The organism is Brevundimonas balnearis (assembly GCF_042434805.1).
Taxonomy (GTDB): Bacteria; Pseudomonadota; Alphaproteobacteria; order Caulobacterales; family Caulobacteraceae; genus Brevundimonas; species Brevundimonas balnearis.
The window spans coordinates 1-15,730 of sequence record NZ_JBHLSW010000015.1 but is presented as its reverse complement, the minus strand read 5'-3'; the positions used below and the strand labels follow the sequence as shown (position 1 = coordinate 15,730).

General features: G+C 69.8%; 12 protein-coding genes. 5 read left to right on the top strand and 7 right to left on the bottom strand.

The genetic code is table 11. The features are described from left to right. Positions 1 to 42 precede the first annotated feature (42 nt). Positions 43 to 2,874, bottom strand: a complete 2,832-nt coding sequence (locus tag ACFFGE_RS13000; protein ID WP_376836867.1) for a M16 family metallopeptidase — start codon at positions 2,872 to 2,874, stop codon at positions 43 to 45. A gap of 226 nt (positions 2,875 to 3,100) precedes the next feature. On the opposite strand from ACFFGE_RS13000, the gene ACFFGE_RS12995 reads away from it, so the two are divergent. Together ACFFGE_RS12995 and ACFFGE_RS12990 are read left to right on the top strand one after the other, a co-directional pair. Next, positions 3,101 to 4,366 carry a type III PLP-dependent enzyme gene (locus ACFFGE_RS12995; RefSeq protein ID WP_376836866.1) on the top strand — a complete coding sequence of 422 codons (1,266 nt, stop codon included), beginning with the start codon at positions 3,101 to 3,103 and terminating at the stop codon, positions 4,364 to 4,366. Between the two features lie 99 nt (positions 4,367 to 4,465). Beyond that, positions 4,466 to 5,524, top strand: a complete 1,059-nt coding sequence (locus ACFFGE_RS12990) for a 1,9-bis(guanidino)-5-aza-nonane synthase (RefSeq protein WP_376836865.1) — start codon at positions 4,466 to 4,468, stop codon at positions 5,522 to 5,524. Positions 5,525 to 5,618: 94 nt separating this feature from the next. Here the strand turns inward: ACFFGE_RS12990 and ACFFGE_RS12985 are convergent, their stop codons facing one another. Then, complete coding sequence (locus ACFFGE_RS12985; protein ID WP_376836864.1) at positions 5,619 to 5,846, bottom strand: hypothetical protein; 228 nt, start codon at positions 5,844 to 5,846, stop codon at positions 5,619 to 5,621. Between the two features lie 122 nt (positions 5,847 to 5,968). Here ACFFGE_RS12985 and ACFFGE_RS12980 point away from each other — a divergent pair, with 122 nt between their 5' ends. The 3 genes from ACFFGE_RS12980 to ACFFGE_RS12970 all read left to right on the top strand — a co-directional run bounded on the left by ACFFGE_RS12980 (position 5,969) and on the right by ACFFGE_RS12970 (position 7,809). Further along, positions 5,969 to 6,340, top strand: a complete 372-nt coding sequence (locus ACFFGE_RS12980; protein WP_376836862.1) for a ribonuclease — start codon at positions 5,969 to 5,971, stop codon at positions 6,338 to 6,340. Positions 6,341 to 6,409: 69 nt separating this feature from the next. After that, a complete protein-coding gene (locus ACFFGE_RS12975) occupies positions 6,410 to 6,886 on the top strand; it encodes a hypothetical protein (RefSeq protein WP_376836861.1) in 477 nt (158 codons plus the stop codon). 143 nt (positions 6,887 to 7,029) lie between these two features. Continuing rightward, positions 7,030 to 7,809 carry a right-handed parallel beta-helix repeat-containing protein gene (locus ACFFGE_RS12970; protein WP_376836860.1) on the top strand — a complete coding sequence of 260 codons (780 nt, stop codon included), beginning with the start codon at positions 7,030 to 7,032 and terminating at the stop codon, positions 7,807 to 7,809. Here ACFFGE_RS12970 and aguB read toward each other — a convergent pair whose 3' ends face one another. From aguB to ACFFGE_RS12945, 5 genes are all read right to left on the bottom strand, one after another. Further along, complete coding sequence (gene aguB, locus ACFFGE_RS12965; protein WP_376836858.1) at positions 7,810 to 8,679, bottom strand: N-carbamoylputrescine amidase; 870 nt, start codon at positions 8,677 to 8,679, stop codon at positions 7,810 to 7,812. Then, positions 8,679 to 9,662: an agmatine deiminase family protein gene (locus tag ACFFGE_RS12960; protein WP_376836857.1), complete on the bottom strand. Its 984-nt coding sequence runs from the start codon at positions 9,660 to 9,662 to the stop codon at positions 8,679 to 8,681. Before ACFFGE_RS12960 ends, aguB begins: the two co-directional genes overlap by 1 nt. Before the next feature lie 318 nt (positions 9,663 to 9,980). Beyond that, positions 9,981 to 13,313 carry a TonB-dependent receptor gene (locus ACFFGE_RS12955; RefSeq protein WP_376836856.1) on the bottom strand — a complete coding sequence of 1,111 codons (3,333 nt, stop codon included), beginning with the start codon at positions 13,311 to 13,313 and terminating at the stop codon, positions 9,981 to 9,983. Positions 13,314 to 13,489: 176 nt separating this feature from the next. After that, positions 13,490 to 14,110, bottom strand: a complete 621-nt coding sequence (gene msrA, locus ACFFGE_RS12950; protein WP_376836855.1) for a peptide-methionine (S)-S-oxide reductase MsrA — start codon at positions 14,108 to 14,110, stop codon at positions 13,490 to 13,492. A gap of 46 nt (positions 14,111 to 14,156) precedes the next feature. After that, positions 14,157 to 15,458: a capsular polysaccharide export protein, LipB/KpsS family gene (locus ACFFGE_RS12945; protein ID WP_376836854.1), complete on the bottom strand. Its 1,302-nt coding sequence runs from the start codon at positions 15,456 to 15,458 to the stop codon at positions 14,157 to 14,159. Positions 15,459 to 15,730 lie beyond the last annotated feature (272 nt).

The window sequence follows — 15,730 nt, the reverse complement described above, 5'->3', positions numbered from 1 at the left end:
CGGCCGTCGCGTCATGATGACGCCTGAGGTCGGGTCAGGACGTCAGCGGTTCGACCGCACCTCGACCGGCAGCCCGAGCTGCTCGAGCTGGGGACGCACCACCTCGGCGTCGCCGACCACCACCCAAACGAAGCGGCTGGGGTCGTAGGCCTGGCGGGCTGCGGCGTCCAGGGCCTCGGCGGTGAGACCGCGATAGCGGGCCCCGGCCTCCTCCCAGTAGGTGTCCGACCGGCCGTAGAGGTCGTTGCTGCGCAGCGTGCCCAGCACGGCCTGGGCCGTCGCGAACTGGCCCGCCAGACGACGCGAGCCGGCGTCGATGATCCGGGTCAGCTCCTCCGGCGTGACGCCCTGCGGACCGAGGAAGGCCTGGTGCACGGCGATGGTCGAGGCGATCGAGTCGCCCGTGCGGTCGGCCTGGACCGGCGCGTTGATCAGGTAGGGCATCGGGCCCTCGAGGCCGTTCACCGAACTGCGCGCGCCATAGGACCAGCCGCGGGTCTCGCGCAGGTCGCTGTTGATGCGCGAGGAGAAGCCCGTGCCCAGTACCTCGGTCGCGGCGTCCAGCACCAGCCGGTCGTCGTCGCCGTCGATGCCCAGCACCTGGCCGCCGAGGATCAGGGACTGCGGCGACTGCGGCCGGTCGATCAGGATGATGCGCGGCTGAGCCGGGGCCGCGCTCGCCTCCGCCTTCTGGCCGCGCGGCGCCGCCGGGGCGCGCCAGTCGCCGAACTCCGCCTCGAGCGCCGCCGTCACCTCCGCCAGGGGCCGGTCCGACACCACGAAGATCTTGGCGTTGTCGGGACGAATCCAGGCGTCGCGGAACGACTGGATCTCCGCCAGCGTCACCGCCTGGACGTGGTCGGTTTCGCCCAGGCCGCTGGTCGGCCGGCCGTAGGCGGAGCCCTCGCCGTACAGCGCGGGCCACAGGGCGCGGGACCCCAGGCCGCCGGGCGACGACAGCTCGGCGGCGATCTGCGACAGCTGCTGGGCCCGAAGGCGCTCGACCTCCGACGGGATGAAGTCCGGCTCACGGACGACCTTCGCCAGCAGGTCCAGGGACGGCGCCAGGTTCGGCGTCAGCGCCGAGAGGGTGACGAAGGTGCGGTCCAGGGACGCGTCGGCGCTGATCGAGGCGCCGAGGCGCTCGCGCGCCTCCGCCAGCTCGGCCGCGTCCAGGCCGCCGGCGTTCTCGCTCATCGCCTCCAGCATCAGCGCCTGCAGGCCCAGCCGGTCCGCCGGGTCCGCCGCCCAGCCGGCGTCGAACTCCACGGCCACGCGCGTCGTCGGCGTGGAGGCGGCCTGGCTGAAGATCACCGGGATGCCGTTCGACAGGGTCGTGCGCTGGACGTCGGGGAAGTCGAGGTCCGGAATCTCGCCCACGCCGGGCAGCGGCGGGCGTGCCGTCGGAGTATAGTCGGCCGGAGCGGCCGCGACCTGCTCGCCGCTCGGCACGGCCTGGGCCTCCACATAGGCCTCGCGCTCGCCGGGCTCCACCCGCAGGGAGAACACCGGCCGGCTCAGCCAGCGGTTCATGACCTCGCGCACCTGGTCCGGCGTCACCTCGGCGTAGGCGCGCAGCTGGGACTTGTAGAACTCGGGATCGTCCGCATAGAGGGCGCCCTCGGCCAGGACGGTCGCGCGCCCGCCGAAGCCGCCGATGCTCTCCAGGCCGTTGATGCGCTGCGCCACCTGCTGGGTCGCCACGCGCTGGACCTCGTCGGCGGTGGGGCCCTCGGCGAGGAACTGCGCCATGATCTCATCGACCCGCGCGGCCACCGCGTCGGGGTCCTCGCCCGGCTTCACATTGACGATCACGTCGAAGAAGCCGACGCGCTGGAACGGCTGATAGGAGCTGGACACCGACACGGCGGTCTGGTCGCCGCGCACCAGGGCGTTGTCCAGCCGCGAGCTGGCCAACCCGCCGAGGACGGCGGCGCCGACCGCCAGCGGAACGGCGTCGGCGTCCGTCAGGCCCGGACCGGTCCAGCTCCGGTAGATGCGGACGTTGGCGACGCGGTCCCGCATCACGCGGCTGACCGGGGCGTCGAGGGTGGGGACGGCCGCCTGCGCGGGCACGTTCGCCGGGCCGCGCGGGATCGAGCCGAAGTGGCGCTCGACGAGCTCGCGCGCCGTGGCGACGTCCACGTCGCCGGCCAGCACCAGAACCGCGTTGTTGGGACCATAGTTCTCGATGAACCACGAGCGCACGTCGTCCATCGACGCGGCGTCCAGGTCCGCCATCGAGCCGATGGTCGAGTGGCGGTAGGGGTGCCCTTCGGGGAACAGCGCCTCGAGCCGGGCGTACTGAACCAGGCCGTAGGGCTGGTTGTCCCCCTGACGCTTCTCGTTCTGGACGACCCCGCGCTGGGTATCGAGCTGTTCCTGGGTCAGCGCGCCCAGAAGATGCCCCATCCGGTCGCTTTCCAGGTACAGGACCTGCTCCAGGACGGGCGTCGCGACGGTCTGGAAGTAGTTCGTCCGGTCGAACCAGGTGGTGCCGTTCAGATCCGTCGCGCCCATGCCGACGAGGCGCGAGATGTAGCTGCCCGGCGCGTTCTCCGAGCCCGAGAACATCAGGTGTTCGAACAGGTGGGCGAAGCCGGTGCGGCCCGCCGGCTCATCCTTGGAGCCGACGTTGTACCAGATCGAGGTGGCCACGATGGGCGACGACCGGTCGGTGTGGACGATCACGCGCAGGCCGTTGTCGAGGGTGAAGGTCTCATAGGGGATGTCGACGCCGGCGATCAGGTCGGCCACGGCCGCGGCCTGGACCTGCGACGACGGCGCGGCGGTCTGGGCCCAGGCCGGCAGGCCGGCGGGCAAGGCGACCGACAGGGCGGCCGCGACAGCGATGGATTTGGCGGTCAGGCGCATGAGTACTCCCCTCGACATCGGCCGTCGGCTCCGGCGCGGCCTTCTGGCGGCGCACCCTAGCCGCGCCGCCCCGTTCGGCAAGCGGCGACGCGTCGCGGGCGCCACGAAATTACCACTTTACATGACGGTCCAATGACCTCATATCGCGCGCTCCGGCGGACCCCGTAGGTCCTACTGCGCCGCTAACGCCGGTCTGGGTTTAACAATCTGCAGGGGGTTACGTGAGTTGCGCACGTACCATTCTCCCCTGGACCTGGTCCGTGAGCGGTCTCCGGAGCGTCCCGTCGCCCTCGTGCGGCCGCGCTCTGTTTCCGTAGCGGCGCGCTGGTTCCAGGACAATCTGAAGGCTGACGTCTTCTACGCGGTGAAGGCGAACCCGTCCCGCTGGGTCATCGAGACCCTGGTGGAGGCGGGCGTGACCGGCTTCGACGCCGCCTCGATCGCCGAGATCGAGCTGGTGCGCTCGGTGCTGCCCGAGGCGCGCATCGCCTTCATGCACCCGGTCAAGAGCCGTGCGGCCATCACCAAGGCCTACTTCGACCATGGCGTCCGCACCTTCTCGCTCGACTGCGTCGAGGAGCTGGCCAAGATCATGGACGCGACCGGCCAGGCTTCCGACCTGAACCTGATCGTCCGCATGGCGGTCTCCGCCGACGGTGCGGCCTACACCCTGTCGGGCAAGTTCGGCGTCTCGCCGGATCAGTCCCCCGGGCTGCTGCTGGCCACCCGCCAGGCGGTTCAGGACGGGCTGATGGGCGTGTCGTTCCATGTCGGGTCTCAGTGCATGCGTCCGTCGGCCTATGAGGCGGCGATGGCCCAGGTCGGCCGCGCCATCCGCAAGGCGGGCGTGTTCGTCGACATCGTCGATGTGGGCGGCGGCTTCCCCTCGGTCTATCCGGGCATGGTCCCGCCGGACATGCAGGAGTACGCCGACGCGGTGCACCGCGGCTTCGCCGAGATGCCGGTGACCGAGACGACCGAGCTCTGGTGCGAGCCCGGCCGGGCGCTGGTGGCCGAGTCCTCCTCGGTGCTGGCGCGCGTGGATCTTCGCAAGGGCGACGCGCTGTATCTGAACGACGGCTCCTATGGCTCGCTGTTCGATGCGACGCACTCGCGCTGGCCGTTCCCGACCAAGCTGGTGCGTGACGGCGCGGCCTCGGCCGAGTTGAAGCCGTTCCGCTTCTACGGCCCGACCTGCGACTCGATCGACCACATGCCGGGGCCCTTCTACCTGCCGGCCGACATCCAGGAAGGCGACTTCATCGAGATCGGCATGCTCGGCGCCTACGGCGTGGCCATGACGACGGGCTTCAACGGCTATGGCGAGCACGAGATCGCCGGCGTCGAGGACGCTCCGATGGCCTCGCTCTACGGCCTGGCGCCGCGCTCGATCCCCACGGTCCGCACGACCGCCGAGGAAACGGCGCGCAAGGTCGTTCGTCTGTCGCGCCCGAAGGGCAAGGCGGGTCAGCGCAAGCAGCGTCGGCGCTAAAGCGTCACACGCGCGTTCTAATCAGCAGCGGCCCGTCGCTCCGTCCGGGCCGCTGCTTTCTTTGACGACGGGCGCTCACCAGTAAGGGAAACCAAACCGATGAACGCTCCCGTTCAGACCAACCAGAAGGCCGAACTGCTCCAGAACGTCGTGGAGCACATCGACATCACCAGCTTCGACGCCCGTCCGATCATCGACAGCATGCGCAAGATGTCGTTCTCGAGCCGCGACACCGCGCGTGCGTCCGACATCTTCAACATGGCCATCGAGGACGAGACCTGCTCGCCCTGGCTGATCCTGGCGGGCTCCACCTCGGCCGGCGGCTGCATGCACGTGTACCGCGACATGGTGAAGTTCGGCATGATCGACGCCGTGGTCGCCACCGGCGCCTCGATCGTCGACATGGATTTCTTCGAGGCCCTCGGCTTCAAGCACTATCAGGCGGCCGGCCCGGTCGACGACAATGTGCTGCGCGACAACTACATCGACCGCATTTACGACACCTACATCGACGAGGAAGAGCTCCAGGCGTGTGACCACACCATCCTGGAGATCGCCAACCGCCTGGAGCCGCGCGGCTATTCGTCCCGCGAGTTCATCTGGGAGATGGGCAAGTGGCTGTCGGAAGGGAACGCCAAGAAGGAAGGCAGCCTGATCCAGACCGCCTATGAAATGGGCGTGCCGATCTTCTGCCCGGCCTTCGTCGACTCCTCGGCCGGCTTCGGCCTGGTCAAGCATCAGAAGGAGCGGGCCGCCGCGGGCCAGCCCTATATGATGCTGGACGCCATCGCCGACTTCCGCGAGCTGACCGACATCAAGATCGCGGCGGGCACCACCGGCCTGTTCATGGTCGGCGGCGGGGTTCCCAAGAACTTCGCCCAGGACACCGTCGTCTGCGCCGAGATCCTCGGCGTCGAGGCCGACATGCACAAGTATGCGGTCCAGATCACGGTCGCCGACGTGCGCGACGGCGCCTGCTCGTCGTCCACGCTCAAGGAGGCCGCGTCCTGGGGTAAGGTCTCGACCACCTATGAACAGATGGTCTTCGCCGAGGCCACGACGGTCGTGCCGCTGATCGGCTCGGACGCCTACCACCGCGAAGGCTGGAAGAAGCGCCAGCCGCGCCGCTGGCAGAAGCTGTTCGAGAAGGCGGCGTAAGCCGTCGCTCAAGCAGCGAGCGTCCGCGACGCGAGCGGTAGCGACCAAGGCAAACGAGGGCCGGCGAGTTCGCCGGCCCTTTTTTCATATCCGATCAGTCGCGGGTACGGGTCCAGCCCTTGTCAGCCATGCAGGTGACAAAGGCGGTCGTGCCCTCGTCCGACCCGGCCTGACGCACGCAGTCCGCCTTGGCGCCGTCGAACGGCTGAGCGCCGGAGCCGGTCCAGCCGTAGCCGTTGTCGCTCGCGTCGATGACGGTGACGCAGCCGGCGAGCAGGAGAGCCGCGGCGGTGGCGGCGGCGGTGGCGAGAAGCTTGATCATTTGGGGTCCCCTTCGTTCAAGCTCGGCCTTTGCCACGGCGCCCGCTGGAGAGTCAGTGAATTCGTCGAAAGGTGCGGGAACCGCACCACCCGTTCAGCCGCTCTTCAGACGAAGGAGCGCCCATGACCGAGCAACCCAACACCGACGCCAGGGAGGCCGAACTCAGCGGCGAGCGGCCCGACCTCGGCCGGACCGAAGATCAGCTGAAGGCGGCCTTGACCGGCACGCCCGAGGGCTCGTTCACCCGGGCCGGCTCGCCCGCCGGCGGCTCGGCCAGCGGGTCGGAGCGCGCGCCGACGCAGGGGGCGATCAACGAGAGCCTGACCAGCGGAGGAACCCAACCCGCCGACGGGTCGGTCGATGCGCCGCACGCGGACGCCACCCCGGGCGAGGTGGTGAACAACACCGGGGCGGACCTCACCGGCCCCGACGGAGATCCGGCCGAGGGCAAGCGCGACGGGGGCCCCCGCGACGTCGATGCCGCCACCGGCTGACCGCCGGCGCCTTGTGAAGAACACAGGCCTGGTTCAACACTCCGTCGTCATCGGCCATCCAGGACGTCCATGCGTTTCCCGACCATCGCGTTCGCCTGCCTGACGCTCGCCGCCTGCGGACCGGCCGACCCGACGTCCGTGGAGGCGGCTCCGGACGCGGACGCCGCCGACATCGCCGAGGCCGCGCCCCCTCCCCACGCGGAGGTCGCTCCGGTCGCGGTCGCGGAGCCGGTTGACGGCGCGCCCGCCTTCGTCCCCACCTTCCCCGGCGCCGAGGTTGAGCAGCAGGCGGCCGACGCCACCGCCGCCTCCGAGGGCGGCATGGTGGTCTTCACCACCGACGCGTCGCCCGACGAGGTGGTCGAGTTCTACAAGGCCCGGGCGGAGGCCGAGGGCCTCGCCTCCACCATGAACATGAACCACGGCGACACCCGCGCCTATGGCGCCACCGACGCCGAGGGCGGCGAGACCCTGTCGGTGGTCGCTTCGCCCGACGGCGACCAGACGTCGGTCCAGCTGACCTGGAGCCAGGGCTCCCAGCCCTGACGGCGCTCGTCCTCGCTCTGGCCCTGGGGGCGACCCCCTGCCCCGCCGAGGTCCGAGAGGCGCTGTTCACCCCCGCGCCCACGCCCTTCCGGCTGACCTGCAGTCTCGCGCTTCGTCCCGGCGACGTGGTCGCACGGCCCCTCGTGATCGAAGGTCCCGGGGCGAGCGGCCTGACGCTCGACTGCCGCGGCGCGGCGCTTGGATTGGAGGGCCGCCACGTGGCGGCGGACCGGCCGACGGTCATGATCCGATCCAGCGCGGCCGGCCGGCCGAGCGACGTGACCTTGCGCGACTGCCGCGTCTTCGGCGCAGTCAGGATCTGGGGCCTCGGCGCGGGCGGCGATTACGAGGCGTTGCGGCGGGCGTCGCGCCGACCCGATTTCACGGCGCGCGCCCAGGCGGCGGGGCCGACCCGGGTGCGCCTGGAACGGCTGCACATCACCGCGAACGGGACCATCCCGCTGTACGTCGGTCCTGGGGTGACCGGGACGCTGCTGACCCGCTCCGTCCTCGACGGCCGCTCGGAGGCGACGGCGGTCTATCTGGACGCCGAGAGCGGGTTCAACCAGCTGATCGACAACGACATCCGCACACGGACGACGCGTGAGCTGGTCGCCGTCGACGGCTCGGCGGACAACCGGATCGAGGCGAACCGGTTCGAGCTGAACGGCCGTCCGGGCGTGCTGCTGTACCGCAACTGCGGCGAGCGCGGCGTGATCCGGCACCAGACCCCGTCCAGGAACCGCATCGTCGGCAACGTCTTCCGGCGCGCCGGCTGGTGGCGGCCCCGGCTGGTCGTCGAGAACGCCCGCCATGGCCGGCGGTCCTACTGCGGCGAGGACGCGGGCTTTCCCTTCGGGTCCAGCGCCGACGACCGGGACGGCGGCCGGGACAACGTCATCGAAGGCAACGTCCGGCGCTGATCAGACCGGGCGCGGCGCGATCAGGTCGCCGTAGAGGTCCGTCCTCCGATCCCGGAAGAAGCCCCAGGCGGCGCGGTGGCGGTCGATGTAGTCCAGGTCGAAGGTGTGGACCAGCACCCCCTCCTCGTCCCTGCCCAGCGCCTGGACCAGGTCGCCACGGTGGTCGGCGATGAAGGACGAGCCGTAGAAGGTCTGGCCCACCGCCGTCGCGTGCTCCGTGCCCGTGCGGTTGGCGCCGACGACCGGCACGACGTTGGACACGGCGTGGCCCTGCATCGCGCGCCGCCACGGGTCGGCGGTGTCCAGCTCCTTGTCGTGGGGCTCCGAGCCGATGGCGGTCGGATACATCAGCACCTCGGCCCCCTTCAGCATCATCGCCCGCGCCGTCTCGGGGTACCACTGGTCCCAGCAGATGCCGACGCCGATCCGGCCGAAGCGGGTCGACCAGACCTTGAAGCCCGTGTCGCCGGGCCGGAAATAGTATTTCTCCTGGTATCCCGGTCCGTCGGGGATATGGCTCTTCCGATAGACGCCGAGCGCCCGGCCGTCGGCGTCCAGCATGACCAGCGAGTTGAAGTAATGCGGCCCCTCGCGCTCGAAGATCGAGACGGGAATGGCCACGCCCAGTTCGGCGGCCACGGGCTGAAGCGCCGTGACGCACGGGTGCTCCGCCCACGGATAGGCCTCGCCGAACCACTTCTCTTCCTGGCTGACGCAGAAGTAGGGCCCCTGGAACAGTTCGGACGGCAGGATCACCTGCGCGCCCTTTGCGGCGGCCTCGCGCACGAGAGCGATCGTGCGCCGGATGTTGGCGTCCATGTCCTCGCCGTAGGACGTCTGGATCGCGGCGACGCTGATCGTGCGGGCCATCACGCGGGCTCCTGCTGGCTGATGCAGTGGAAGGATCCGCCGCCGGTGAGGATGGCGGTGGAGGGCAGAAGGACGATCTCCCGGTCGGGGAAGGCGGTCTGCAGCGCCTGGCCCGCCAGGTCGGCGGCGCGGTCGTCGCCGTAGGTGGGCATGATGACGGCCCCGTTGGCGATGAGGAAGTTCATGTGGCTGGCCGGGATGGGCCGTTCGTCCTCGTCGAGCACCAGGCCCGGCGACGGCACCCGCAGCACCTCAAAGCCCGCCGTGATCAGGTCGCGGGCGCAGGCGTCATAGACATCGGCGTTCGGGTCGTTCCGGCCCCAGGCGACGGGACAGGCCACCAGGTTCGGTCCGACGAAGCGGGCCAGATTGTCGACGTGGCCGTCGGTGTGGTCGTTCAGAAGACCGTCGCCCAGCCAGACGACGCGGCGGGCGGCGAGCGCTCGGGCCAGGGCGGCCTCGGCCGCCGCCTCGGTCCAGTCGGGGTTGCGGTTGGGGTTCAGCAGGCACTGGCGGGTGGTCAGGATCGCGCCCGCGCCGTCGTGGTCCAGCGCCCCGCCTTCCAGGATAAAGTCATGCCGGTCCAGCGGCGTGTCCGAAGCCTTCGCGATCTGGTCGGCGACCGTGTCGTCATGTTCGAGGGCGTACTTCCCGCCCCAGCCGTTGAAGCGGAAGGCGGCGGCGGAGTTGGAGCCCGCGCCGAAGATCGGGCCGGTGTCGCGCAGCCAGATGTCGCCAAAGCGGCCGTCGACCACCTCGACCCCCGCCACGTCGGCGAAGCGGGCGCGCGCGTCGGCCAGCGCCTCGGGTTTGCCGACCATCAGCCGGACCTGTTCGCGGCCGGGGCCGGCGAGCGCGCGCACCAGACCCTCCACCTCGGCCTGGGCGGGCGCGAGGTCCTCCTCCCAAAGCTCGGCATGGCTGGGCCAGCCGACCCACATGGCGCGGTGGGGGGCCCATTCGGCGGGGACGGGCGTGTCCATCGAAGGCGGTCCGGCGGGCGGCGCGCTCGTCAGGCGCGGATCAGACGAAGCGCGCGCAGATAGACACGATGGGGCGGCGGTTCAACCGGGACCGGTGGGACGAGGGTTTTGAGACGGAGAAAACACCGTCTCTATCGTCTCGAAACTCTCAAAACCCGAGGCTCGGCGCCGAGCGGCGCGCCGGATGTTGGAGAGTCTACCACCGCGTCGGCCGACGAAGGCGTGATCGCCTGCCGGGCCTCCTCTCACCTCGCCGCAAAGAGAAAGGGCGGCCCGTCGCCGGACCGCCCTTCCCGTCGTTCGCGATCGACGCGGCGCCTAGAAGCGGTAGCGCACGCCGAACTTGGCCTGCCAGACCGACTGGCTGTTGAAGCCCGAGGCGGAGTCCTGGCTGAGGCCGCGGTACTCGTAGAAGTTGCCGATGCCGGCGGCGCAGCCGGACACCTGGCAGTTCCGGGCGTCCACGTCCGTCGAATAGAACGGGAAGCCCAGCTGCTGGATCACGCCCCACTCGTCGTTCAGCAGGTTGCCGATGTTCTCCACATGGCCGTAGAGGGCCAGGCGGGCGCCGCCCGGGAAGAAGGCCGGCAGCTCCTGCTCGATGTAGAGGTCGAACTGGGTCCAGTCCGGCGACTTGAAGGCGTTCCGCGGCGAGATCTGGCCCGCGTACTCGATCAGGCCGGTGCGCTGCAGATACTCGTTGAAGGCCGTCAGGTTGAAGCCCGGCGCGAAGCGCACGATCGGGTCGCTGGTGGCCGTCACCTGACCCGAGCCGTCGACCTGCGGCACGTAGAACAGGGCCCGCTGCTGGCTGACGCTCTCGCCGAACATGTTGTTGGCGCCGTTGGCGAAGGCGTAGCTGAAGTTCAGACCCGAGCGGCGCTGGCCGAACAGGTTGATGCGGGTCATGTAGTCGCCGAAGAAGGCGCGGTTGTAGCTGATGTTCAGCTTGATCGCGTCCTCGACCTCATAGTTGGAGTCGGCGATTTCCGGGCTGTTCGGGTCGATGACCGCGACCTGCTGGAAGTTCGACAGAGCCACCGAAGAGGTGCCGGGGTTCTGTTCGGTCGAGTCCAGGTAGGTGTAGCTGAGGTTGAAGCCCAGGCCGTTGGCCCAGCCCTCATACCAGTCCTTGCTGATCGAGACCGCGAACTGGTCGGTTTCGCCGCCTTCGAAGTTGGTCAGCATCAGCACCGTCTGGGCGGCGGCCGCGGCGGCGGTCTGGCCCGGAGCCGGGGTCACGCTGCCGAAGAAGGTCGGACGGCCGTCCGGCGCCGCCCCGCTGCGCTGACGCTCATAGTTCAGATCGACCCAGCCCACGCCGTGATCGACTTCCGAGTGGATGTACTCGGCGGTCACGCGCCAGTCGGCGCCCAGGCCCCAGCGGCTGAAGTCGAAGTCCTTCACCGCGCCGATCGAGGTCTTCCAGATCGAGGGGGTCTCGAAGGTCGGGTCGATCACGTTGATCGTGCCGGTGCCGCGATTGGCGCTTTCGGTCACGCGCTGTTCCGCGATCGGGGCGACGTCGAAGCCGTCCACATTGTCCAGCGCCGCCAGTTCCTCGGCCGTGCAGGTCGGGAAGCTGCCGGTGAACTGCGAGGTGTACCCCGCGCGCTTGCACTGGAAGATGCCGACCAGGTTGCCGGTGTTGGTGTAGTTGTTCGAAACCCAGACGTTCGGCGAGCCGCCCTGGAAACGACCGACGCCGCCGTAGATCGTCAGGGTGTCGGTGGCCTGCCAGTTGAAGCCGAAGCGGGGCTGGATGACGGTGATGCCGTCCAGGTTGGCCGTGTTCGAGAAGCCGTAGGTGGCCTCGAACGCCGGGTTCTCCAGCGGCCGGTCGTCGGACTCGTACCAGTCGTAACGCAGACCGAAGTTCAGGGTCAGGTTCGGGGTGATGTCCCACTCGTCCTGGGCGAACAGGGTGTTGAGCGCGTAACCGAACTCGGCGCCGGCGTCGAACTTGTTGTTGGTCGCGGCGCTCTGATAGCCGATCGAGGAGGCGCGGCCGTTCTCGAAGTCGGTCAGGGAGGCGAACTCGTACTCGCCGTTGGCGAACTGCACGAAGAGGTTGAAGACCTCCAGCGCCTCACGCTCATAGCCGAAGCTGAAGCGGTGGCCGCCGTCGGCGCGATAGGTGCCGACGAAGCGGAACTGGTCCACGTCGTTGGTCAGCTGGTTGGCGTGGCGCGAGCGTTCCGGACCGAAGCGGATGGAGCGACGCGGCGCCGGGCCGCCCGGATCGTCCAGATAGACCTGGAAGGCGGCGAACTCATCGCCGGCCAGCGGGCTGGAGATGTTCTCGACTTCCTTGCGCGAGATCGACAGCTCGGTCGAGAAGCGGTCGGTCCAGTCCGAGAACAGTTGAGCCTTGTAGGTCGTCAGGTTCGATTCGAGCACATAGGCTTGCGACAGCAGGCCCAGGCTCGGGAAGGTGCTCGAGGTCGAGGAGCCGTTGAGGCGCAGATCGCCGCCTTCGGTCTGCTGGTACGAGAAGGCCGCGCGGTGACGGTCGTTGATGTTCCAGTCGATCTTGGCGAACCACTTCTCGTCCTCGATCAGCAGTTCGTCGGCCGCCCAGTCCAGCGGGTCGAAGCCATAGACGCTCTCGCTGAACTGACGGACCAGGTCCACGTCGGCCTGGGTGATGCCGGGCACCTCGACGGCGGCGCCGGAACCGTCAGCGCCGGTCAGGACCGGCTGGGTCGATTCGTAGCTTTCGTAGTTGACCAGGAAGAACAGACGGTCGCGGATGATCGGACCGCTGAGGGTCGCGCCCCAGGTGGTCTCTTCGAACTCAGACCCCGACAGATCGACGTTGCGGGTCTGACCGGTCTGGAAGTCTTCGTAGGTGAAGGTGTCGCCCTGCATGTCGGCGTCGGTCTGCTCGTAGAAGACCTCGCCCGAGAAGCGGTTGCCGCCCGACTTGGTCACCGAGTTGACCACGCCGCCGGTGAAGGTGCCGTACTGGACGTCGTAGGGCGCGACCTCGACCGACACCGCCTCGAGCGCGGAGATCGAGATCGGCGAGCGCTGGGTCGGATAGCCGTTCGAGTTCAGGCCGAAGTCGTCGCCCTGGCGGATGCCGTCGACGAGGAAGGCGTTGGTCCGGTTGCTCTGACCGCCGATCGACAGGGCGTCGTTGTTCGTCGGGTCGGTGGTGGCGAAGGGCGAGGTGCGCACGAAGTCGCGGATGTCGCGATTGATCGTCGGCAGCGTGTCGATCGCCGTCTCGTTGAAGGTCGAGCGCGGGCTGGTCTGCAGGCGGCCCTGGGCGATGCCCGTGACGACGATCTCATCGACCACGGTCGCGGCGCTGACGAGCTGGATGTCCAGCGAGGCCGGCGAACCGATGCCGATGGATCCCACGCCGGAGACGGCCGAGCCTTCGGCGGCCGAGACGCTGACCTCGTAGGGGCCGCCGACGCGCAGGCTGCGCGCGTCGTAGACGCCGGCGGCGTTCGTCACCGTGGTCGCGGTGGTGCCCGACGGCACGTGCACGACCGTGACGGCCGCGCCTGCGACCGGAGCGCCCGAGGCGTCGGTGACCTGACCGCGGATGCCGCCGGTGGTTTCCTGGGCGTACACGGCGGTGGCCGCCGTGAGCATGAGGGCGGCGGTCGAAGCGCCGTAGGCGAGCTTGCGTAGCATTCCAGTGATCCCCTGTTTCGACGCGTGCCCGACCCAATCCGGTCGCAATCGTGGCGCCGATGCAATGTCCGGGCTCTACTGCCGCTGTCGGAAAGGTCCGCGACAGTCATGTGACAGCGCCGTGACACCGCCCGTCGGTGGCGTCCGGGACACAGTGCGACAGGGCGTCGCGCGGATCAGGCGCCCCACACCTCGCGGAGGCGGTCCTGACGCCCGCAGAAGCGGCTGTAGCCGCCGTAGCGTATGGGGTTCCTGCGGGCGAAATCCTGGTGCTCGGCCTCGGCGGGCCAGAAGCGGGCGGCGTCGCGCACCGGGGTCACGAACCGCGCCGGGCCGATGACGGCCGCGGCGGCGCGGCGCGACGCCTCCGCGACCGGGCGCTGGGCCGCGGTGGCGAACACCGCCGTGCCGTAGGACGCGCCGCGATCGCAGAACTGGCCGCCCGCGTCGGTCGGATCGATCGAGCGCCAGAAGCCGTCGACCAGCTGGCGGTAGGTGACCCGGGCCGGATCGAAGGTGACCTGCACCGCCTCCAGATGGCCCGTGCCCCCCCGCACCACCTGATAGTAGCTGGGGTTGGCCGTGCGTCCGCCGGCGAAGCCGGAGACGGCGGAGATCACGCCGGGGATCCCCTCGAAGTGCGCCTCGACGGACCAGAAGCACCCGCCGGCGAAGACGGCCGTCTCGCGCCGGCCGCTGTCCTGGGCGGCCTCGGGCGGCGCGGCGGGGGCCGGAGCTCCCGGGGAGCAGCCGGCGAGCAGCAGCAGCGAGAAGACGAAACGGCGGGTGGCGGGCATGGGCGATCTCCTGCCCTGCATATACGCCGGATCGCCGCGCCCGGCTTCAGGCGCGATTCGCCGCCACGACGTTGAGTGGAACGGCGCCCGACGCCCGGCGTCGCGCGAAGACGTCGGCGAGCGCTTCGGCCGTGGCGGCCATCACGCCGGGTTCGTGGAAGCTGCCGTTGACCTGGGCCTGGTCGATGACCTGGGCGCGGAAGCGCTGGAACAGCGCCGCGTCCGGCGCCGTGGGCCGCGACCAGAAGGCGCCCAGCGGCTGCTGGTCCGTGAGGCCGGCGAAGTCGAAGAAGGCCTCGCCGAGCACCTTGACCGGCGTGCCGAAGCCGAGCGCGGAAAGGGCGGCGCTGGAGTTGTTCACGACCACGCCCCTGGACGCCCGGCAGAGCTGGGCCAGGTTGCCGCCGTCGATGAAGTCGACGCGGCTCTCCACCCCGTGTTCGATGGCGAGGAAGCGGACCACCTTGGACTGATCGATGAGGCCGGGATCGAGCGGATGGTTCTTGATCACCAGCCGGCAGTCGGCGGGCGCCGCGCGGGCGAAACTGGACATCACCTCCGCAAGGAAGGCGGTGTTGTCGGCGAACCGCGAATAGCGGATCAGCTGGACGTCGCCCTCGCGCTGGAGGCAGGCGAGGAAGAAGGGTCCGCGCGCGGCGAGGACGTCGGCGTCGGCGTGGGCGGCCGAGGTCAGCTTCAACCCGACCCAGCGCCGGATGTGCCCGACGGCCTGGGCCAGGGCCGGCTGGGTGTAGGGGCGGGTGTAGTGCGGAAAGAACGGCCGCGCGAGCATCTGGAGCACATGGTAGGCGACGATGTTGCGGACGTGGTGCGGCAGGGCCCGCCCGACCTTGTGCCGGAGCTCGGGCTGGGCCACGGCGCGACGGTAGGCGGAGGCGTTGCGGGGCAGGCCGCTGCGCGCATTGACGCCGTTCCGCTCGACGGTGATCCAGTCGGGACGGAAGTAGCCGTTCTCGAGAACCCAGACGGCGCAGGGCAGGTCCGCCGCCTGGCTCAGGACGCCCTGGTTGTAGGGTCCGCCCTCGCCGAAGACGATGATGTCGGTATGCCGCTCCGCCAGGCGCCGAAGACGGTTTGGCCAGGCGGCCGCGGGCAGGTTGAAGGCGACGCGGTCGCGGTCGCGCCAGTCGCACAGGTCGCCGGCGTTGAAGATCATCCGGGCGACCTCGGCGCCGCGGCGGCGCAGCGCCTTGGCGAGGCGTCGGGAAAAGCCCCCGAACGGCGCGGTCACGATGAGGAAACGGCGACCGGCCAAGTCGAGACCCGGAGGCGCGGAGACGTCGGCGATGTCGACCAGGCGAGGGCCGGAGCCCGCAGGATTCCCCATGGGAAAACTCCCAAGCCGCCCTTTCCGCGCACCTTATAGGGGCTGCCGGATCAGGCCGCAAACGCCGTCGCGCGCCCGGCTGGCCGGTCGCGCGAGGACGTGCTGAACGCCGGCGGGCCGGCGATCGGCCGGCCTCCTGACGGAGGCCGGCCAGTTTCGCATCAGAAGTTGATGTCGATGGTGGCGCGCCGGTTGAGGGGTTCGCGCACGCCGTCGGCGGTGGGACGGGCGAGTTGGGTTTCGCCGCGGCCGTCGAGGGAGATGACGCCGCC

Coding starts and splice junctions, on each gene's coding strand:
- ACFFGE_RS12990 (WP_376836865.1), top strand. CDS start 4,466: ATGAACGCTCCCGTTCAGACCAACCAGAAGGCCGAACTGCTCCAGAAC.
- aguB (WP_376836858.1), bottom strand. CDS start 8,679: ATGGCCCGCACGATCAGCGTCGCCGCGATCCAGACGTCCTACGGCGAG.
- ACFFGE_RS12945 (WP_376836854.1), bottom strand. CDS start 15,458: ATGGGGAATCCTGCGGGCTCCGGCCCTCGCCTGGTCGACATCGCCGAC.
- ACFFGE_RS12955 (WP_376836856.1), bottom strand. CDS start 13,313: ATGCTACGCAAGCTCGCCTACGGCGCTTCGACCGCCGCCCTCATGCTC.
- ACFFGE_RS12960 (WP_376836857.1), bottom strand. CDS start 9,662: ATGGACACGCCCGTCCCCGCCGAATGGGCCCCCCACCGCGCCATGTGG.
- ACFFGE_RS12980 (WP_376836862.1), top strand. CDS start 5,969: ATGACCGAGCAACCCAACACCGACGCCAGGGAGGCCGAACTCAGCGGC.
- ACFFGE_RS12975 (WP_376836861.1), top strand. CDS start 6,410: ATGCGTTTCCCGACCATCGCGTTCGCCTGCCTGACGCTCGCCGCCTGC.
- ACFFGE_RS12985 (WP_376836864.1), bottom strand. CDS start 5,846: ATGATCAAGCTTCTCGCCACCGCCGCCGCCACCGCCGCGGCTCTCCTG.
- ACFFGE_RS13000 (WP_376836867.1), bottom strand. CDS start 2,874: ATGCGCCTGACCGCCAAATCCATCGCTGTCGCGGCCGCCCTGTCGGTC.
- msrA (WP_376836855.1), bottom strand. CDS start 14,110: ATGCCCGCCACCCGCCGTTTCGTCTTCTCGCTGCTGCTGCTCGCCGGC.